The organism is Sphingobacterium lactis, from assembly GCF_051951495.1.
In the GTDB taxonomy this organism is placed as follows: Bacteria; Bacteroidota; Bacteroidia; order Sphingobacteriales; family Sphingobacteriaceae; genus Sphingobacterium; species Sphingobacterium lactis_A.
In genome coordinates this window covers 215829-232606 of sequence record NZ_JBNHAS010000006.1, presented here as the reverse complement: position 1 = coordinate 232606, position 16778 = coordinate 215829, and the positions used below count along the sequence as shown (strand labels likewise).

Sequence of the window (16778 nt, the reverse complement as noted above, 5' to 3'; positions counted from 1 at the left end):
AAAAAAGGCTACCCCACTTGAAGGATAGCCTTATACACTATTTTGTTTGTTTTATTTGGGCCAGATCAGTTCTATAGCAACAGGAAAATGGTCTGAAGGGAATTTGTTCATGAATGTATCGGTTAAAATCCCATATTTACGCACCGTAAATGGCTTAGTAATAAAAATATGATCTATTCTACCGCTTGGTTTAATGGATTTACCCCAGCCATTAAAGCTAGAATTTGGCTCATATTTTATCTTGGCAAGATCATAAGCATCTTGTACAACGCCACTTTTGGAGAGCGTGAAATAGGCTTCATTTTTCTCATCAACATTAAAATCACCTGTAAGAATTAATGGTAGGTCTTTGGCAAATCCTTTGGCTTTAGCCAGGATTAGCTTAGCACTTTCCTTACGAGCCTCTACCCCTACATGATCAAAATGCGTATTCATAAAAATGAATTTCTTTTTGTTCTTCAGGTCTTGAAAGATACCCCATGTACAAATTCTAGGAAGGGCTGCATCCCAACCTTTGTTAGGCTTCTCCGTATCGGTAGCAGATAACCAAAAGGTACCGTTATTTAGCAGCTTGAAACGCGTAGCATCATAGAAGATAGCGGAGTATTCACCCTTCTGCGCTCCATCATCTCGACCAACTCCAACATGTTTAAAATTGGATAAATCGGCAGACATGTCATCCAGCTGATCTTTAAAAGCTTCTTGAACACCAAAGATGTCGAACTCATGATACTTGATTAAATCTGTAACGGCCTGCTTGCGATCAGCCCACATATTACCTTGATCATGGGTATTCTTCTGGCGGATATTAAAAGAAGCTACCTGCATGCTGGTTTGTGCACTAACTGCAAACCCCAAGAGCAGTAAGCTAATTCCCAATAAGAACTTCTTCATTTTATTTCGCTAATACTGTTTTCAACAACTCCGGTTGGTCAGTAGTAATGAAGTCAATTTTATCATTGATGAAAAGCTTCATATCCTCTTCGGTATTTACAGTCCACACGTTAGTTTTCAATTTTGCAGCTTTAAATTCCTTTACCCAAGTAGGGTTCTTTTTGAAAACATTCAAGTTATAATCTACACCTGTTAATTTAGCTGCTTTTACTTCAGCTGGTGTTTTATCACCATTTAAGTAATGTACTTTCGCTTTTTTATCCAATTCACGAAGCTTTAAACAAGCATCCCAATCAAAAGCAATGTACTCCACCATTTTCTGTGCTTTGTTTTTCTTGACAGCAGCGACAGCTAATTCAGCAGCTTTCAACGTACGAGCCTTACTAATACGGCTAGTCTTCAACTCATAGATAAGTTTGGTTCCTTTTTGACCCATACCAGCTTGTAAATACTCGTCAATAGTTGGTAGCGATTCTCCATTCGGGTGTTTCTTTGCTAATAATTCTTGATAGGTATTTTCTTCAATCTCCATTCCATAGAAATCATGGTCATGATTGACAACCAAAATATCGTCCTTCGTCAAGTGAACATCAAATTCACTACCCCAACATTTTTGATCAATAGCTGCTTTTAAGGAAGCGATAGAGTTTTGTGGAGCATTGGTGTTTTTCCAAGCACCGCGGTGGGCAATAATTTCCGTCTGAGCGAAAGCGCTATGAACTAAAAGTGACATGATGACGATTAAAATAGAATTCTTCATTGTTTGTTTATTTTTTTAAATAGATGATATTTGAAACTGAACGTTGACCTTCATGGTCAAACTTTTTATTATCTGAAGGATAATTTACAATATTATTGTCGGAACCTCCTTCGACATATAAGGTGGAACTACCTCCACCATCTAAATTCATGGCATCTTTAGCTCCTATCCAATGCATCAGCTTCGCTAATTCGGGTAAGGACATACCATAAGATTGGTTACTACGACCATCCACAACGATTAAGATCAGTTTGTTTTTTCCACTGATACCAACAGCAGACCGAGGATGTCTATTGGAATTGAATGGACTATTCGGTAAAGCAATACGGGTATTATTTGAAACCAGCAATGGTCCAGCGACCAATAAGCTCTTTGCTTTAGCGTTGATAGTAGTTTCTGCTGATACGGATTCTATTCGGACTTTTTTGCCATCGATAGAGAATACGGCATTAGCACGTGCAGCAGATGGTGCTCCAGAGTTGATAACTTGACCATTAACCTTTATTAGATCTACTCCTCCACCATTTTTCACATCAAAGAAACCAGCATTGATGGCTACCAAGGCTTGGTTTTCTTCGGCAAATTGACTGGTTTTCTTGAGTACTTTGGGCTCTCCGGCAATATGAACTCGCTTAGCTAGTTTCTTTAAATCAACTTCTACCCAATTAACTTCTTGGATGGAATTGAAAAGATTAGTGAAGTGAGCTTGGTGCCAGATGACACCTTTTTGAATAGTCTTGCTGTTCCATTTGGTCTGTACGAACTGAAGGGAGTCTTGGTCTTGTGCATAGAGCAATTGTACTTGTCCTATGACACAGACTGCAACGAATAGGATTAGGTGTTGAATATTTCGTCGGAGCATGTATTTCAAACTTGTCCCACTAAATTACCCAATTATTATTAAGAAATCGTTAAACTTATTGTTCGCCTCTCCATTCACCATAAAATTGTTGCAAAAAGTCTTCCATAAAGGCATGCCTTCCTGCAGCAATGTGCTTAGCACTCACGGTATTCATCTTACTTTTCAGTAACAATAACTTTTCATAAAAATGATTGATCGTTGGTGCTGTCGTATTTTTATAGGCTTCTTTCGATTGATTTTCTAGAAACGGTACATCCGGATTATAGATCTCCCGATTTTTATAACCGCCATAATTGAAGGCACGAGCAATACCAATTGCTCCAATGGCATCCAGACGATCGGCATCTTGTACGACTTCTAACTCTTTAGAATGGAAGCTTACTTCGCCAAGAGATGCCTTGAAGGACATATTTAATATGATCTGTTGCACATGCTCGATAACCTCATGCTCTACATCCAAGGACTTAAGAAACTCCCCAGCCATTCGTGGACCGATGGTTTCATCACCTCCATAAAATTTGCTATCCGCAATATCATGCAACAGAGCAGTCAATTCACAGACAAATTCATCCGCTTCTTCAGTTTGAAGAATCAATTTACAATTGTTCCATACCCTTTGGATATGCCACCAATCGTGACCTGATTCAGCATCCTTTAGTTGCTCTTGAACATAAGCAGCTGTTTTTTGGATAATCTCTTCTTGTTGGTTAGTCTTTGGAACCTTCATATAATTCGTATTGTAACAAGCGACAGTCTAATTTACCATTAAAGAATTCAAAACGGCGAGAAGCACGTAATCCGATTTTCTTTGCTAAATCTGGATTTCCCGTAAATACATATCCACGATATCCTTGGCACTCCTTTTTCAAGAAGTCTCCAATGCGTGCATAAGTCATTTCTAATTTACTGTGAACACCTAGTCGTTCACCATATTCCGGATTGAACATGATGACGCCTTGCCCTACTGGCACAGTTGTCTCTGCAAAATCACAAACTTCAAATTTGATTAAATGTTCTACTCCTGCAGTGCGAGCATTTAACTTCGCTATCTCAATTGCTTCGGATGAAATATCGGAGGCAATAATATCTGGAAGATTGGTCTTCTCGGTGATGTCTTTTAAAATACGGCGTTCATTGAAGAATACTTCCTCATCATAACCAATGAAATGCATAAAGGAGTAATTCATGCGCAGCAAACCTGGTTTACGAGTTTGTGCCATCAAAGCGGCCTCGATAGCCAAAGTACCTGAACCACACATCGGATTGACAAAAGGAGAACGTCCATTCCATTTGGTTGCCAATATGGTAGCTGCTGCTAAGGCTTCCAACATAGGTGCTTTCCCTGGATGCTTACGGTAGCTGTGCTTTGCTAAGGTCTCTCCAGAAGTATCCAAAAAGATCTCCGCTCTGTCTTCCATCCAATGTAAATGTATCACCGCACGATTCAAATCAGGTCCTGAATTCGGACGCATGCCTTTCTTATTCTTAATGCGATCTACAATAGCATCCTTAACTTTGACATTCGCAAATAAAGGAGTTGTAATGGTTTCATTGTGCACATTAGACGTTACAGTAAAGTAACCATCAATAGGCAATAAATCCTCCCAAGGAATCTGTACTAAGTTCTTATAAAGCTCATCGGCATTGTTTGCACGAAAAGCCTTTAGTTCATATAAAACTTGGGATGCAGTATGAAGATTTAAATTAAGCTTGATACACTCATTTACAGAGGCTTTAAGCTCTACTCCAGTATTGAATGCACGTTTTATATCGAATCCTAAATCGCGGACTTCCTGTTCTAAGAATGGTGATAATCGACGGTTGCAAGTGACGATTACCTTACTTTGTGTGTTGAAAACTTCTGCCATATTTCTGCAAAGTTACTTATTCTGTAAGCAAAAAATGTTTAATTTTACGGTTTAATAAATTTGTTATGGAAATTAGAGGAAAAGTACATGAGGTAGGTGCAACGCAACAAGTAACCGAGTCTTTCAAAAAGAGAGATATTATTGTTGCTTATGCTGAGAACCCACAATTCGTAGAGTATATTCGATTTGAAGCGACACAAGATCGCGTAAATATATTTGATAATTTAGCAGTTGGTGATGATATCGAAGTGTCTTTCAACCTTCGTGGTCGTCCTTGGACTAACAAAGAAGGTGTAACTACCTATTTCAACTCGTTAGTTGCATGGCGTGTTACTAAATTAGCAAATACTGCTCAAGCAGCTCAAGCTCCTGGTTATGCGGATATGCCGCCAGTAGACATCAGCTCTAGCGGTGCCGATGATGACGATTTACCTTTCTAATCGAAAGTTACCATATGAAAAAGCTGTACACACCGTACAGCTTTTTTTGTTGCTCTTTTTTTGAGTAAACAAAAAAGTAGAGGCTTTCTTCCATTTAAGGAGAAAGCCTCTACTGCTATAATTTATCCAAGAACGGAATTACATTTTCAATCCAATCTCACGGAGACGTTCGTCCAAATATTGACCTGCAGTATAATCTTCATACGCTTTCGGATGTTCTGCATCAATACAAGAATCCAAAGAAGCCAAGCTCATGCTTGATTTTGGATGCAAGAAGAATGGAACCGAATAACGGGAAGTTTTCATCAACTCACGCGGTGGGTTAACAACACGGTGGGTAGTAGATTTCAACTTATTATTGGTCAAGCGCTGCAACATATCCCCAACATTCACTACGATATCCTCTCCTTTTGCTTTAATCGGGAACCACTCATTATCTTTGGTTAGCACCTCTAAGCCATCCGCAGAAGCTCCAATCAATAAAGTAATTAGATTGATATCCTCATGAGCACCAGCACGGACCGCATCATCAGAAATCAATTCAGGGTTCTCAATCGGAAAGTAGTGTATCGCACGTAAAATGGAATTTCCATTATGTACAAACGGCTCAAAATAATCCTCTGGCAATTGTAGATAAGTAGCAATGGCTTTCAATAGATTACGACCAGCTTCCTCAAGTTTCTTATAGATCTGCCCAGTTATCTCATCAAATTGAGGCTGTTCATCCACCTTTGGATTATCTGGAAAATCTGCCTTTGAATATTCCTCATCAATAATCGTTTGACCGCGTTGCCAAAACTCTTTTAAATCTGGAGTCTTAGAATCCTTAGCTTTCTCACGTCCTTTGGCAGTATAACCACGTTGACCAGCTAATTCCGGGAACTCATACTTACGCTTGATATCTTCTGGAAGATTAAAGAATGCCTTTACAGTTTTATATAGATCGTCAATCAATTCAGGTGATAAACCATGATTTGCAATGGTCACAAAGCCTGTTTCGTTGAAGGCTTTACCTAGATCTTGAACAAATTGTGCTCTTTGTGCCTCATCACCAATGGTATAATGCTGAAGATCTAATCTGGGAATATTTACTAATGCCATGTTTGTTTTTGTTTAATACAAAGTTAACGGATAATTCGCTCCAAATGTTCTAAGCTGTGGGTAACAGCCACAGACCTAAACATAAATATATGATATTCAATAGATAATTTTATCCACAATGCTTAATTTGTGTACGGATTAACCTATTAAATGAACAATCGTCATGGTTTTCCCAAAAAATCACAAAACAGTTTGATTTATCAATCGAATCTATTAAATTTGTTATGCTTGCATAATAAATAAGTAATATAACCGAAATATGAGCCAGGACAATACCCTTGATTACTTTTTAAAGACGGCGTGGCAAACAGTTGCCAACAAGTATAATGTGATTGCCTCACAACACGGCTTTACACAAGCGGCAGGTTATATCCTGATCAATATTCACCGTGACGGCACACCTGTATCGCAGATTGCGAACTCTACCGGCGTAAAGACCACTTCTTTATCCCGTGTGTTGAACAATCTCGAAGGTCTCGGGTTTATTTACCGAGAGACCAGTGATACCGATAAAAGATCGGTGAAAGTCTATCTTACCGAATTAGGTAGAGAGAAGAGAAAGATCGCGAAAGATGTCGTACGTGAATTCAACGAGTACCTCAGTAATTCCTTTTCTGAAAGGGAGAGAGCCAATATGATCAAGATGCTTGTCAAGATCAATGAGTTGGCGACTAACTATGCTCCGGTGCTGCAAGTAGAACCTTAATTTAACATAGAAAATATATACGATATGAATAGAAATATTAAGAAAGTTGCTGTATTGGGATCCGGTGTAATGGGATCTCGCATTGCTTGCCACTTTGCTAATATCGGTGTGGAGGTCTTATTATTGGATATCGTCCCTAGAGAACTTTTACCTGCTGAACAGGCAAAAGGGTTAACTTTAGAGAGTCCATTGGTGAGAAACAGAATCGTAAACCAATCTTTGGATACAGCGATTAAGTCAAACCCTGCTCCATTATTCAGCAAGTCCTTTGCCAAGCGTATTAGCACAGGAAACTTCGACGACGACATGGAAAAAATTGCTCATGTGGACTGGGTAATTGAAGTCGTTGTTGAACGCCTAGACATTAAGAAATCCGTATTCGAAAAAGTAGAACAATTCCGCAAAGCTGGCACTTTAATCACCTCAAATACCTCAGGTATTCCAATTCACCTGATGACAGAAGGCCGCTCTGAAGATTTTAAAGCCAATTTCTGTGGTACTCACTTCTTCAATCCACCGCGCTATCTTCAATTATTAGAAATCATCCCTACTCCTGACACGAAGAAAGAAGTAGTTGATTTCTTGATGCATTATGGTGATAAAATGTTGGGTAAAACCGTCGTTTTATGTAAAGATACACCAGCCTTTATCGGTAACCGTATTGGGGTTTACTCCATGTTGGCTATCACCCATTTGGTAGAGCAACTGGATCTTACCGTGGAGGAAGTGGACAAATATACCGGTCCAGCAATGGGTCACCCTAAATCTGCTACTTTCCGTACAGCGGATGTGGTGGGCTTAGATACCTTAGTGAATGTAGCCAAAGGATTGGAACAAAATGCTCCTGATGATGAAGCAAAAGGTGTTTTCCAATTGCCAACATTCATCAATAAGATGGTGGAAAATAAATGGCTAGGAGAAAAAACCAAAAAAGGTTTCTATGAAAAGGTAAAAGACGCCAAGGGCGGTTCTGAAATCCTATCCTTAAACCTAAAAACCCTAGAATACGGACCGCAACAGAAAGTAAAATCAAGTACACTTGAGGCTACCAAACCTGTGGAGGATATCCGTAAGCGCATGAAAGTTTATGAACAAGGAACAGATAAAGCAGGGCAGCTATTCCGCGCCATGCACTATCCATTGTTTGAATATGTTTCTAAACGTGTACCAGAAATCACGGATGATTTCTTCCGTATCGATGACGCTATGCGCGCAGGTTTCGGATGGGAAATTGGTCCATTTGAAGTATGGGATGCCTTAGGCGTTCGTGAAACCCTAGAAAAAATCAAATCCGAAGAAAAGCGTCTTCCTGGTCAAACCGGCGAAGTTGCACAATGGGTTCATGATATGTTGGAAGCTGGAAATGAAAGCTTCTATAAAGTAGAAAATGGCGTTCGCCATTATTACGATATCGCATCGAAATCCTACAAACCTATTCCAGGAACGGAAGATCTAATTGTTTTAGATCATATCCGTGAAAATAAAACGATTTGGAAAAACTCAGGTGTATCGATCATCGACTTAGGCGATGGAATCCTGAACGTTGAATTCCATACCAAGATGAATACCATTGGTGGTGAAGTCATCCAAGGACTCAATAAAGCGATTGATTTAGCGGAAAAAGAATACCGTGGACTGGTTATATCCAACGATGGTAAAAACTTCTCTGCAGGCGCTAATATCGGCATGATATTCATGATGGCGGTGGAGCAAGACTACGATGAATTAAACATGGCGGTTCGCATGTTCCAAAATACATCCATGCGTATCCGTTATTCTGCCATTCCAGTTGTAGCAGCACCTTTCCAACTGACCTTAGGTGGTGGTTGTGAATTCTCTATGCATGCTGACTTTGTACAGCTACATGCTGAAACCTATATGGGATTAGTAGAGTTTGGTGTAGGTGTTATCCCTGGTGGTGGTGGTTCTAAGGAATTTGCGTTACGCGCTTCTGACGATTACCGTCCAGATCAAATTGATCAAAACTACTTCAGAGATCGCTTCTTAACCATTGGACAAGCAAAAGTATCTACATCAGCTGTAGAAGCCTACGAATTAGGTTATCTACAACAAGGTAAATATGCCATCACGATGAATCGTGCTCGACTACTTGCCGATGCAAAAGCTAAAGCCATTGAGCTTGCCGATGCTGGATATGTACAGCCGATCCAACGTACCGATATCAAAGCCCTAGGCAATCAAGCATTAGGCTTAGTATACGTCGGTGCCTCATCCATGGAAGCAGGACACTACATCTCGGAACACGACAAGAAAATATCTGAAAAACTAGGTTATGTCATGGCCGGTGGAGACATCTCCCAACCAGTAGACGTATCGGAGCAATACCTCCTGGATCTGGAAAGAAAAGCCTTCCTAGAGCTCTGCACCGAACGCAAAACCCTAGAAAGAATTCAGCATATGTTGACTACAGGCAAGGCATTGAGAAACTAGGTAAAAAGACATCAGACAACAGACATCAGATAACAGATTTTTTTCAAGACACAAAGCTAAAATTTAATAAATGCACAATATCAAAGAGATCAAAGTTTGGCATAAAGCCATTGATCTTTCCGCAGAAATCTACAAAGTTTTAACTGAGTTTCCATCCGATGAAAAATTTGGCTTATCATCTCAAATAAAGAGATCCGTGGTATCTATAGCATCCAATATTGCAGAAGGTGCAGGGAGAAATTCTGACAAGGAATTTATCCATTTTTTAGGAATAGCAAATGGATCTTGTTTTGAATTGCTAACGCAAGTAATAATAGCAACTAGATTAGGTCTACTTGATGTTGAAAGGTCACAAGAAGTGTCTTTTAAAATAATTGAAATACAAAAAATGATTTATGGTTTTCGTCAAAAATTATTAAGAGAAATCAAGACGAATAAGAAATCATAAATAGAAGAGGGGCAGGCATCTATTATCTGTTGTCTGTTGTCTCACATCTAAAAAAAAACACACATGGAAGCATACATTGTAGCAGGTTTTCGTACAGCGGTTGGAAAGGCACCTAGAGGTGGTTTCCGGTTTACGCGTGCGGATGATTTAGCATCTTCGGTCATTAAGCATTTGATGGCTTCGGTGCCGAATCTGAACAAAGAAGATATAGACGACGTGATCGTCGGGAATGCAATGCCAGAGGCAGAGCAAGGTTTAAATATGGCACGTTTCATTTCACTAATGGGTTTGGATACTGATAAGGTACCTGGCGTTACGGTGAATCGTTATTGTGCTTCTGGATTGGAAACCATCGCTACTGCGGTGGCTAAGATCAAAACCGGAATGGCAGATGTCATCATCGCTGGTGGTGTCGAAGTAATGTCCGGAATGCCATTTGGAGGATGGAAGATCGTGCCCAATCCAGTGGTGGCAAAAGAGCATCCAGATTGGTATTGGGGAATGGGTCTTACTGCGGAAGCTGTAGCCAAAGAATTCAATGTCTCCAGAGAAGATCAGGATAAATTTGCTTTGCAATCCAACCAACGTGCCGTTGCCGCTATTAAAAATGGCCACCTAAAGGATGGTATTGTACCTATCACGGTAAAAGAAAATTACATTAAAGATGGCAAGATCGCTACCCGTGAATACGTGGTAGATACAGATGAAGGCCCTCGTGCTGATACTTCATTGGAAGCATTGGCAAACCTTAAGCCAGTATTTGATGCCAAAGGATCTGTTACCGCTGGTAACTCTTCCCAAACTTCAGACGGTGCCGCTTTTGTATTGGTTGTTTCTGAAAAGAAAATGAAAGAACTAAACCTAACCCCCATTGCCAAGTTGGTGAGCTATGCGGTAGCAGGTGTGCCTCCTCGCATTATGGGTATTGGACCAATCTACGCTATTCCAAAAGCATTGGAACAAGCAGGATTGAAAAAAGAAGACATTGATCTTTTTGAATTAAACGAAGCATTTGCTTCACAATCGCTGGCGGTTATCCGCGAGTTGGGATTGGATGAAAACAAAGTCAATGTCAACGGAGGAGCTATTGCCTTAGGACACCCACTGGGATGTACCGGCGCTAAATTGACAGTACAAGTATTGAACGAATTGAAACGTCAAAACAAAAAGTACGGCATGGTAACCATGTGTGTGGGTACGGGTCAAGGAGCTGCAGGAATATTTGAATTGCTGTAATTCATAAAAATCTACAGACTAACAAAAAATAATATTACCCAAGAACTAAAAAACAGATTAACAATCTAGCTAGGCTAAAGCCTAGCACTTATAAAAGAATTTATCATGAGTGAAGAAGTAAAAAACAATGCAATCAAAGGCGGAGAATTTGTCATCCGTGAAACTTCCTATCAAGACATCTTCATCCCTGAGGAGTTTGATGAAGAGGCAAAGATGATTCGCCAAACCTGTGTTGACTTTCTAGATAGCGAGGTATTGAACAAATTAGATCGTATCGATGCCCAAGAAGAAGGTTTAATGCAGAGCTTAATGGACAAATCCGGCGAATTAGGTATGCTTGGTGTATCCATCCCAGAGGAGTACGGTGGTTTCGGCAAGAACTTTAACACTTCTATGCTTGTTGCTGATGCAGTAGGTGGAGGTTTCTCCTTTGCCGTTGCCCTTTCAGCACATACAGGTATCGGAACACTGCCTATCCTTTATTATGGAAATGCAGAACAAAAAGCAAAATACATCCCAAAATTAGCAACTGGTGAATGGAAAGCTGCATACTGTTTAACAGAGCCTAACTCCGGTTCTGATGCGAATTCTGGACGTACTTCTGCGAAGTTAAATGCTGAAGGAACACACTACCTGATCAATGGTCAGAAAATGTGGATCACCAATGGTGGTTTTGCAGATGTTTTTATCGTATTCGCTAAAATTGATGATGATAAAAACCTTACAGCATTTATCGTTGAGAAAGATTTTGGTGGCATCACCATGAACCCTGAAGAACATAAATTGGGTATCAAGGGTTCTTCTACCCGTCAGATCTTTTTCAATGACTGTCCTGTTCCTGTAGAGAATATGCTTTCTGAGCGTGAGAATGGCTTTAAGATCGCAGTAAACATCTTGAACATTGGTCGTATCAAATTAGGTGCAGCTACTATCGGTTCTGCGCGTTCGGTACTTTCAACAGCTATTAACTATGCGAATGAGCGTGTACAGTTCAACCTTCCAATCTCCAAATTTGGGGCAATTCGCTATAAGTTAGCGGAAATGGCAACCCGTTTATTTGCTACAGAATCGGCTACTTACCGTGCTGGACAAAATATTGATGATGCCTACGATGCTTTAATTGCATCAGGTATGGATGAAGCAAAAGCTAAATTAAAATCAGTAGAGCAATTTGCTATTGAATGTGCCATCATTAAAGTTTGGTGTTCAGAGATGCTAGACTATGTAGTGGATGAGGGTGTTCAAATCTATGGTGGTATGGGCTATTCTGCTGAAGCACCGATGGAAAGAGCTTACCGTGACTCCCGCATCAACCGTATTTTCGAAGGAACCAACGAAGTAAACCGCTTATTAGTTGTGGACATGTTGCTAAAACGTGCCATGAAAGGTGAATTGGATTTAATGGGTCCTGCACAGGCCGTTGCCTCTGAATTGATGTCTATCCCTGATTTCGGTGAGGAAGATGAAACTCCATTTGCAGCAGAGAAAAAAATCATTGCTAACTTGAAAAAAGCAGGATTGATGATTGCCGGTGCAGCAGTTCAGAAATTAATGATGTCCCTGTCTAAAGAACAAGAAATCTTAATGAATATCGCTGATATCATCGGTTATGTTTATGTAGCAGAATCAGTGGTATTACGTGCGGAGAAATTACAACATACCGTAGGTGGAGACCAAGCTGCTTATGCTGCTGATATGGCGAAAATCTATTTATACGGTGCTATTGATAAGGTAAATGCTGCTGGTAAAGAAGCCCTTTATTCTTTCGGTGAAGGTGACGAGTTGAATATGATGTTGGTTGGTCTACGTCGATTCACAAAAGCGCAACCTTTCAATGTGAAAGAAGCACGTCAGCGAATCGCTAAGAAGCTTATTGAAGAAAATAAATATTGCTTCTAGAAGAAATAAAAAATTGTTTAAAGCCCTGCCTCAAAACAGGGCTTTTTATTTTTTACCCCATTCTAAACCCTAACTCGAAACAAGCTATAACCATCCTTCCACTAAGGCTTTACGAACTACCTCTGTCATATTATTACAATCCATTTTTTTGAGAATATTCTTCCGATGTGTCCGTACAGTATGTTCTGAAATAAAAAGTTTATCGGCAATAAGCTTGGAATCATGTCCCTGAGCCACTAACTCCAGAACGCGCATCTCACTAGGTGAAACCGCAGCCTGAAAACAGTCACTATAATCATTCTTGTCAAATAGGGATATTTTCTTGGGATGCTCCGCATCACTATTATCAATCAGGTAATGGCTATACTGCCTGGAAGGTTGCAAATCGGAGATGTCAGAATAAATATTCAACATATAAATCGGTTCCATATGCTCATTAAACAATACCGGAATACTTTGAGCCAGGACAAATAAGGTTTTCCCATTCTTACAAATCAAGTCAAGTGTTCGATTAACCTTGATATAAGGTCGGTTTTCAGGAGCTTGAGCATACAGGTATTTAAAGTATTTCGTCCCTCCCCTAGTTGCTCGGATCGTATCCTTTAAATGGTGAATACTTAACATCAAGGAATAGCCTCTCCTGATCACCTCCTCTTTGGTATATCCCGTAAACTGTTCTATTGGACCTCCTGCATCGACAATGCTCAGTGTGCTGATATCAGCTAAGGAATAAAAATAAGTATCGAAAGCATGAAATACTCGCAAGTAATTATTTAAGTCAAAATCCTTCTTTCTTTGCATGGCCTCAGCTTTACCTACAGACTTCTGCGAATACTTACTGAATTCTTGAAAGGATTGTGAAATCTTACGAAATAAAAAACTATCTAATTTCATGTGATTAAACTTTTTGGACACCTAAAAAAGAGGAATCTTTTACCAATGATTTTGTAAGTTTAAAATAACAGTAATAATTCCAAACTCCATATACCCAAATTGGGGTATATTTCACATTGCCCCAAGAATAAGTCAATTTATTAACATTAGAAAACAACCTTTATCAAAGATAAATAAACAAGTAATTAAGGGTTAAAACATGGCTTTTTTTCTACATTTGTTAATCCAAATTATTAACATCAAATACACTATGAACTCCAGTTCGGGTAAAAAAAAGCACCTACTTACAGATATATGGGAATCTAATCCTAATTTATTGTCTGATTCTGACCTAGCAAGTCAATGCCCAGATATAGGGAAATATTTGGCGGATATTTTAACGGTTGGTCCATATTATTACTACATCATCAATGTCAAAAATTATGAACTCAGTAATATCCATGCTCAACTAAGCCAGATCCATGGCTTAACGCATCCTCCAATTCAACTTAATGAAATCATAGATCTAATTCATCCTGATGACTTGACGTTTGTCCAATTAGCCGAAAAGAAATCGATTGAACGCGTCATAACCGATTATACTACCTCCATCTTAAATTGGAAATCCAGCTATTGCTTTCGTATGCGGGTTGCAGATGGTACCTACCACTTATTTCATCATCAAGCAGTACATATTGCGGTGGATGACGACAACAAACTAACTTATGCGTTGAATATACATACAGATATCCATCACATTACCCAAGAAAACAGTGGACTACTCTTGGTTCAATCCTTGAATCAAGAAAAAGAATACATTCAAATTGATCCTTACGAACAAGAAGAAAAAAGCAAGACCATTGAATTAAGCAAACGCGAAATGGAAATATTACCCTATATCGCTAATGGACACTCTAGCAAGCGGATAGCCGACCTTCTTTTCATTTCTGTAGACACCGTTCGATCACATCGAAAAAACATCCTCAGAAAAACAAATACTAACAGTAGCAATGTCCTCATTAAGAAATGCTTAGAATGGGGACTTTTATGATAAAACTTACAAAATAAGTTGAAAAATACCTCGATTGAGGTATTTTGTGAATTGATTTTAATTCCTAAAATTGATAAACTATAATCCTCCGTTCCTACAATTAGGCACTAAGGATTACAAAGCAAGGTTATGGAAGATAAATCACTGCAACTGGCTCCTATTTGGAAAATATTTCCTCAGCTATTTTCTGAAAAGCAATCAGATATCAACGAATCCGCTATCATCCAAATGATATCGGAAATGCTCGTTATTGGTGACCATTATTACTTTATTCTTAATGTTGCTGATGGATCCGTACAACATGTAGCAGCGAATTGTTTATCCATGCATAATCTCGAAAACACACCAGTACATGTACAAGAAATCGTTGATCTCATCCATCCTGACGATCTACCCTATGTTATGCGTGCCGAAGAAATCTGCCACCAGAAAATAGCCAAGCAAGATCCGGAAGATCGCAAAAACTTAAAGGCCTGTTATTGCTTCCGAATGAAAATGAACAATGGTAAGTATCAACTATTTCACCATCAATCCATACCCGTATTATTTGATGAACATGGTAAAATTGTGTCAACTGTAAATATTCATACCAATATTGACCATATCTCTAAAAAAAACAGCTTAATAGCTCATGTCATTGGAATAAACAACAACAATAGTTTTTACCAATTCAATCTTTCAAAAAAAATAAGTATTGGCAAAAAACCAAATAATCCGCTTACAACCCGTGAATCTGATATTCTGCAATATGTCGCCAAAGGCTATTCCAGTATTCAGATCGCTGAATTATTGGGCATATCCGACCAAACCGTAAGAGTTCACCGAAAAAACATCCTCAAGAAAACTCAAACCATTAACAGCAGTAGTCTCATCAAATACTGCGTAGAAATGGGTTGGTTATAAATTGAACGTTTCTTTTTTCGGCAAGACTTAATTAAATAGTGCCAAGGCAATGATCAATGTCACCACAATATTGAAGGTCTGAGCCACAATAAAAGCATACAATGGCTTCTTATTATCTTGCTTAAACAAATCTTTGAAATTGGTCTCTAAACCAATGGAGGTAAATGCCAAAGCAAACCATAATCCTTGAAGACTCTTCAAGCTATCCTTAATTTGATCATTCGTCTCTGGTGAAACCACGAATGAGAATAATAACGAAATAAATACAAAACCAACAACAAACTTTGGAAATCTCTCCCAAATCAATTTCAAGGTTGGCTTTTCTTTTTTCGTTTCATCATCTACGGACTTGGAATAAGTCCAGTAAATACTGATAAAAAAAGCTGCGATACCTAAAAGAACGTTCTGTGAGAACTTCACGATGGTACTAATCTTTAGGGCTTCCTCACCTACCAAAGATCCTGAAGCTACGACAGCTCCCGTGGTATCAATACTTCCCCCTAACCAAGCTCCGGTAACCTCTTGCGAAAGGTTAAGCCATTGCGCTATATAGGGCATGAAAATCATCATCGGAATTGCCGTTATCAAGACTAATGAGATGACATAAGAAAGCTTTTTCGTATCGCCTTTAATGGCGCCAGAAGTGGCTATCGCAGCAGAAACCCCGCAAATAGACACCGCACTGGACAACATTAGGGACATTTCCTTATCAATTTTCAGCTTGCGACATACCCAATAGGCAAAATACCATACCGATACAACCACCAATAATGCCTGTATCAATCCTAAAGAACCAGCCTTTAAGATATCCCCAAAGATGACAGTAGTACCCAATAGCACTAATCCTACCTTCACATACAATTCTGTACTCAAGGCTTCTTTGAACCAAGTTGGTAATTTGAAACAATTACTGATAATTAGACCGATGGCCAAACTAAAAATAACAGCCTCCAGATTATAATCTTTGATCACCGCATTTCCGGCTAAAACCAAAGCAAATAAGGTTAATAAATAAACAGTGGGAAAGACGATCAGAAGTGCCTTTAAATTCTTTTTCAGCAATATAGCACCTAAAATAGCTGCCGCATATACAACGACAAATTGAGCCCCCATGGCTATTAGATTTTTCTGAGAGAGGACTGTGTTTTGAAGTGTTTCCGAGTCTGACCAAGTAAAGCTGGGCTTCGGTACTATTACTCCAAATAGTGCTAAGGCGATAATTGCCAATCCCAAAATAACGACTACCCAGTCTTCCGAGAGTTCAAATGTTTTAGATGCCATGAAAA

Annotated in this window: 16 protein-coding genes; 8 read left to right on the top strand and 8 right to left on the bottom strand. The window is 39.2% G+C overall.

Translation table 11 applies throughout. The features are described 5' to 3' along the window. Positions 1–51: 51 nt before the first annotated feature. The 5 genes from ACP6L2_RS17710 to ACP6L2_RS17690 are packed head-to-tail and all read right to left on the bottom strand — an operon-like array spanning position 52 to position 4384. The gene (locus ACP6L2_RS17710) at positions 52–894 is read right to left on the bottom strand and encodes an endonuclease/exonuclease/phosphatase family protein (protein WP_440510577.1); all 843 of its coding nucleotides are present in this window, start codon (positions 892–894) and stop codon (positions 52–54) included. A 1-nt stretch (position 895) separates the two neighbouring features. Continuing rightward, a complete protein-coding gene (locus tag ACP6L2_RS17705; RefSeq protein WP_440510576.1) occupies positions 896–1654 on the bottom strand; it encodes a glycerophosphodiester phosphodiesterase in 759 nt (252 codons plus the stop codon). Between the two features lie 7 nt (positions 1655–1661). Further along, complete coding sequence (locus ACP6L2_RS17700; RefSeq protein ID WP_440510575.1) at positions 1662–2516, bottom strand: phosphodiester glycosidase family protein; 855 nt, start codon at positions 2514–2516, stop codon at positions 1662–1664. Positions 2517–2571: 55 nt separating this feature from the next. Then, positions 2572–3243, bottom strand: coding sequence for an HD domain-containing protein (locus ACP6L2_RS17695; protein ID WP_440510574.1), 672 nt, complete (start codon positions 3241–3243; stop codon positions 2572–2574). Next, positions 3224–4384, bottom strand: a complete 1161-nt coding sequence (locus ACP6L2_RS17690; protein ID WP_440510573.1) for a THUMP domain-containing class I SAM-dependent RNA methyltransferase — start codon at positions 4382–4384, stop codon at positions 3224–3226. The genes ACP6L2_RS17695 and ACP6L2_RS17690 overlap by 20 nt, the downstream gene beginning before the upstream one ends. A gap of 65 nt (positions 4385–4449) precedes the next feature. Between ACP6L2_RS17690 and ACP6L2_RS17685 the strand changes: the two genes are divergently transcribed. Then, positions 4450–4824: a DUF3127 domain-containing protein gene (locus ACP6L2_RS17685; RefSeq protein ID WP_440510572.1), complete on the top strand. Its 375-nt coding sequence runs from the start codon at positions 4450–4452 to the stop codon at positions 4822–4824. A gap of 138 nt (positions 4825–4962) precedes the next feature. On the opposite strand, the gene ACP6L2_RS17680 is transcribed toward ACP6L2_RS17685, so the two are convergent. After that, the gene (locus ACP6L2_RS17680; RefSeq protein ID WP_440510571.1) at positions 4963–5925 is read right to left on the bottom strand and encodes an isopenicillin N synthase family dioxygenase; all 963 of its coding nucleotides are present in this window, start codon (positions 5923–5925) and stop codon (positions 4963–4965) included. 259 nt (positions 5926–6184) lie between these two features. Between ACP6L2_RS17680 and ACP6L2_RS17675 the strand changes: the two genes are divergently transcribed. The 5 genes from ACP6L2_RS17675 to ACP6L2_RS17655 all read left to right on the top strand — a co-directional run bounded on the left by ACP6L2_RS17675 (position 6185) and on the right by ACP6L2_RS17655 (position 12665). Then, on the top strand, positions 6185–6631 hold the full coding sequence (locus ACP6L2_RS17675; protein WP_440510570.1) for a MarR family winged helix-turn-helix transcriptional regulator: 447 nt from the start codon (positions 6185–6187) through the stop codon (positions 6629–6631). 24 nt (positions 6632–6655) lie between these two features. After that, positions 6656–9082 carry a 3-hydroxyacyl-CoA dehydrogenase NAD-binding domain-containing protein gene (locus ACP6L2_RS17670; RefSeq protein ID WP_440510569.1) on the top strand — a complete coding sequence of 809 codons (2427 nt, stop codon included), beginning with the start codon at positions 6656–6658 and terminating at the stop codon, positions 9080–9082. A gap of 70 nt (positions 9083–9152) precedes the next feature. Next, positions 9153–9530 (top strand): four helix bundle protein, encoded by a 378-nt coding sequence (locus ACP6L2_RS17665; protein WP_440510568.1) that lies wholly within the window; start codon positions 9153–9155, stop codon positions 9528–9530. 63 nt (positions 9531–9593) lie between these two features. Further along, positions 9594–10766 (top strand): acetyl-CoA C-acyltransferase, encoded by a 1173-nt coding sequence (locus ACP6L2_RS17660; RefSeq protein ID WP_440510567.1) that lies wholly within the window; start codon positions 9594–9596, stop codon positions 10764–10766. 105 nt (positions 10767–10871) lie between these two features. Then, the gene (locus ACP6L2_RS17655) at positions 10872–12665 is read left to right on the top strand and encodes an acyl-CoA dehydrogenase family protein (RefSeq protein ID WP_440510566.1); all 1794 of its coding nucleotides are present in this window, start codon (positions 10872–10874) and stop codon (positions 12663–12665) included. A gap of 84 nt (positions 12666–12749) precedes the next feature. Here ACP6L2_RS17655 and ACP6L2_RS17650 read toward each other — a convergent pair whose 3' ends face one another. Next, positions 12750–13559 (bottom strand): LuxR C-terminal-related transcriptional regulator, encoded by an 810-nt coding sequence (locus tag ACP6L2_RS17650; protein ID WP_440510565.1) that lies wholly within the window; start codon positions 13557–13559, stop codon positions 12750–12752. A gap of 199 nt (positions 13560–13758) precedes the next feature. Between ACP6L2_RS17650 and ACP6L2_RS17645 the strand changes: the two genes are divergently transcribed. Further along, positions 13759–14589: a helix-turn-helix domain-containing protein gene (locus ACP6L2_RS17645; protein WP_440510564.1), complete on the top strand. Its 831-nt coding sequence runs from the start codon at positions 13759–13761 to the stop codon at positions 14587–14589. A 129-nt stretch (positions 14590–14718) separates the two neighbouring features. After that, a complete protein-coding gene (locus ACP6L2_RS17640) occupies positions 14719–15492 on the top strand; it encodes a LuxR C-terminal-related transcriptional regulator (RefSeq protein ID WP_440510563.1) in 774 nt (257 codons plus the stop codon). A 27-nt stretch (positions 15493–15519) separates the two neighbouring features. Here ACP6L2_RS17640 and ACP6L2_RS17635 read toward each other — a convergent pair whose 3' ends face one another. After that, positions 15520–16773 (bottom strand): YeiH family protein, encoded by a 1254-nt coding sequence (locus ACP6L2_RS17635; protein ID WP_440510562.1) that lies wholly within the window; start codon positions 16771–16773, stop codon positions 15520–15522. Between the last annotated feature and the right edge of the window lie 5 nt (positions 16774–16778).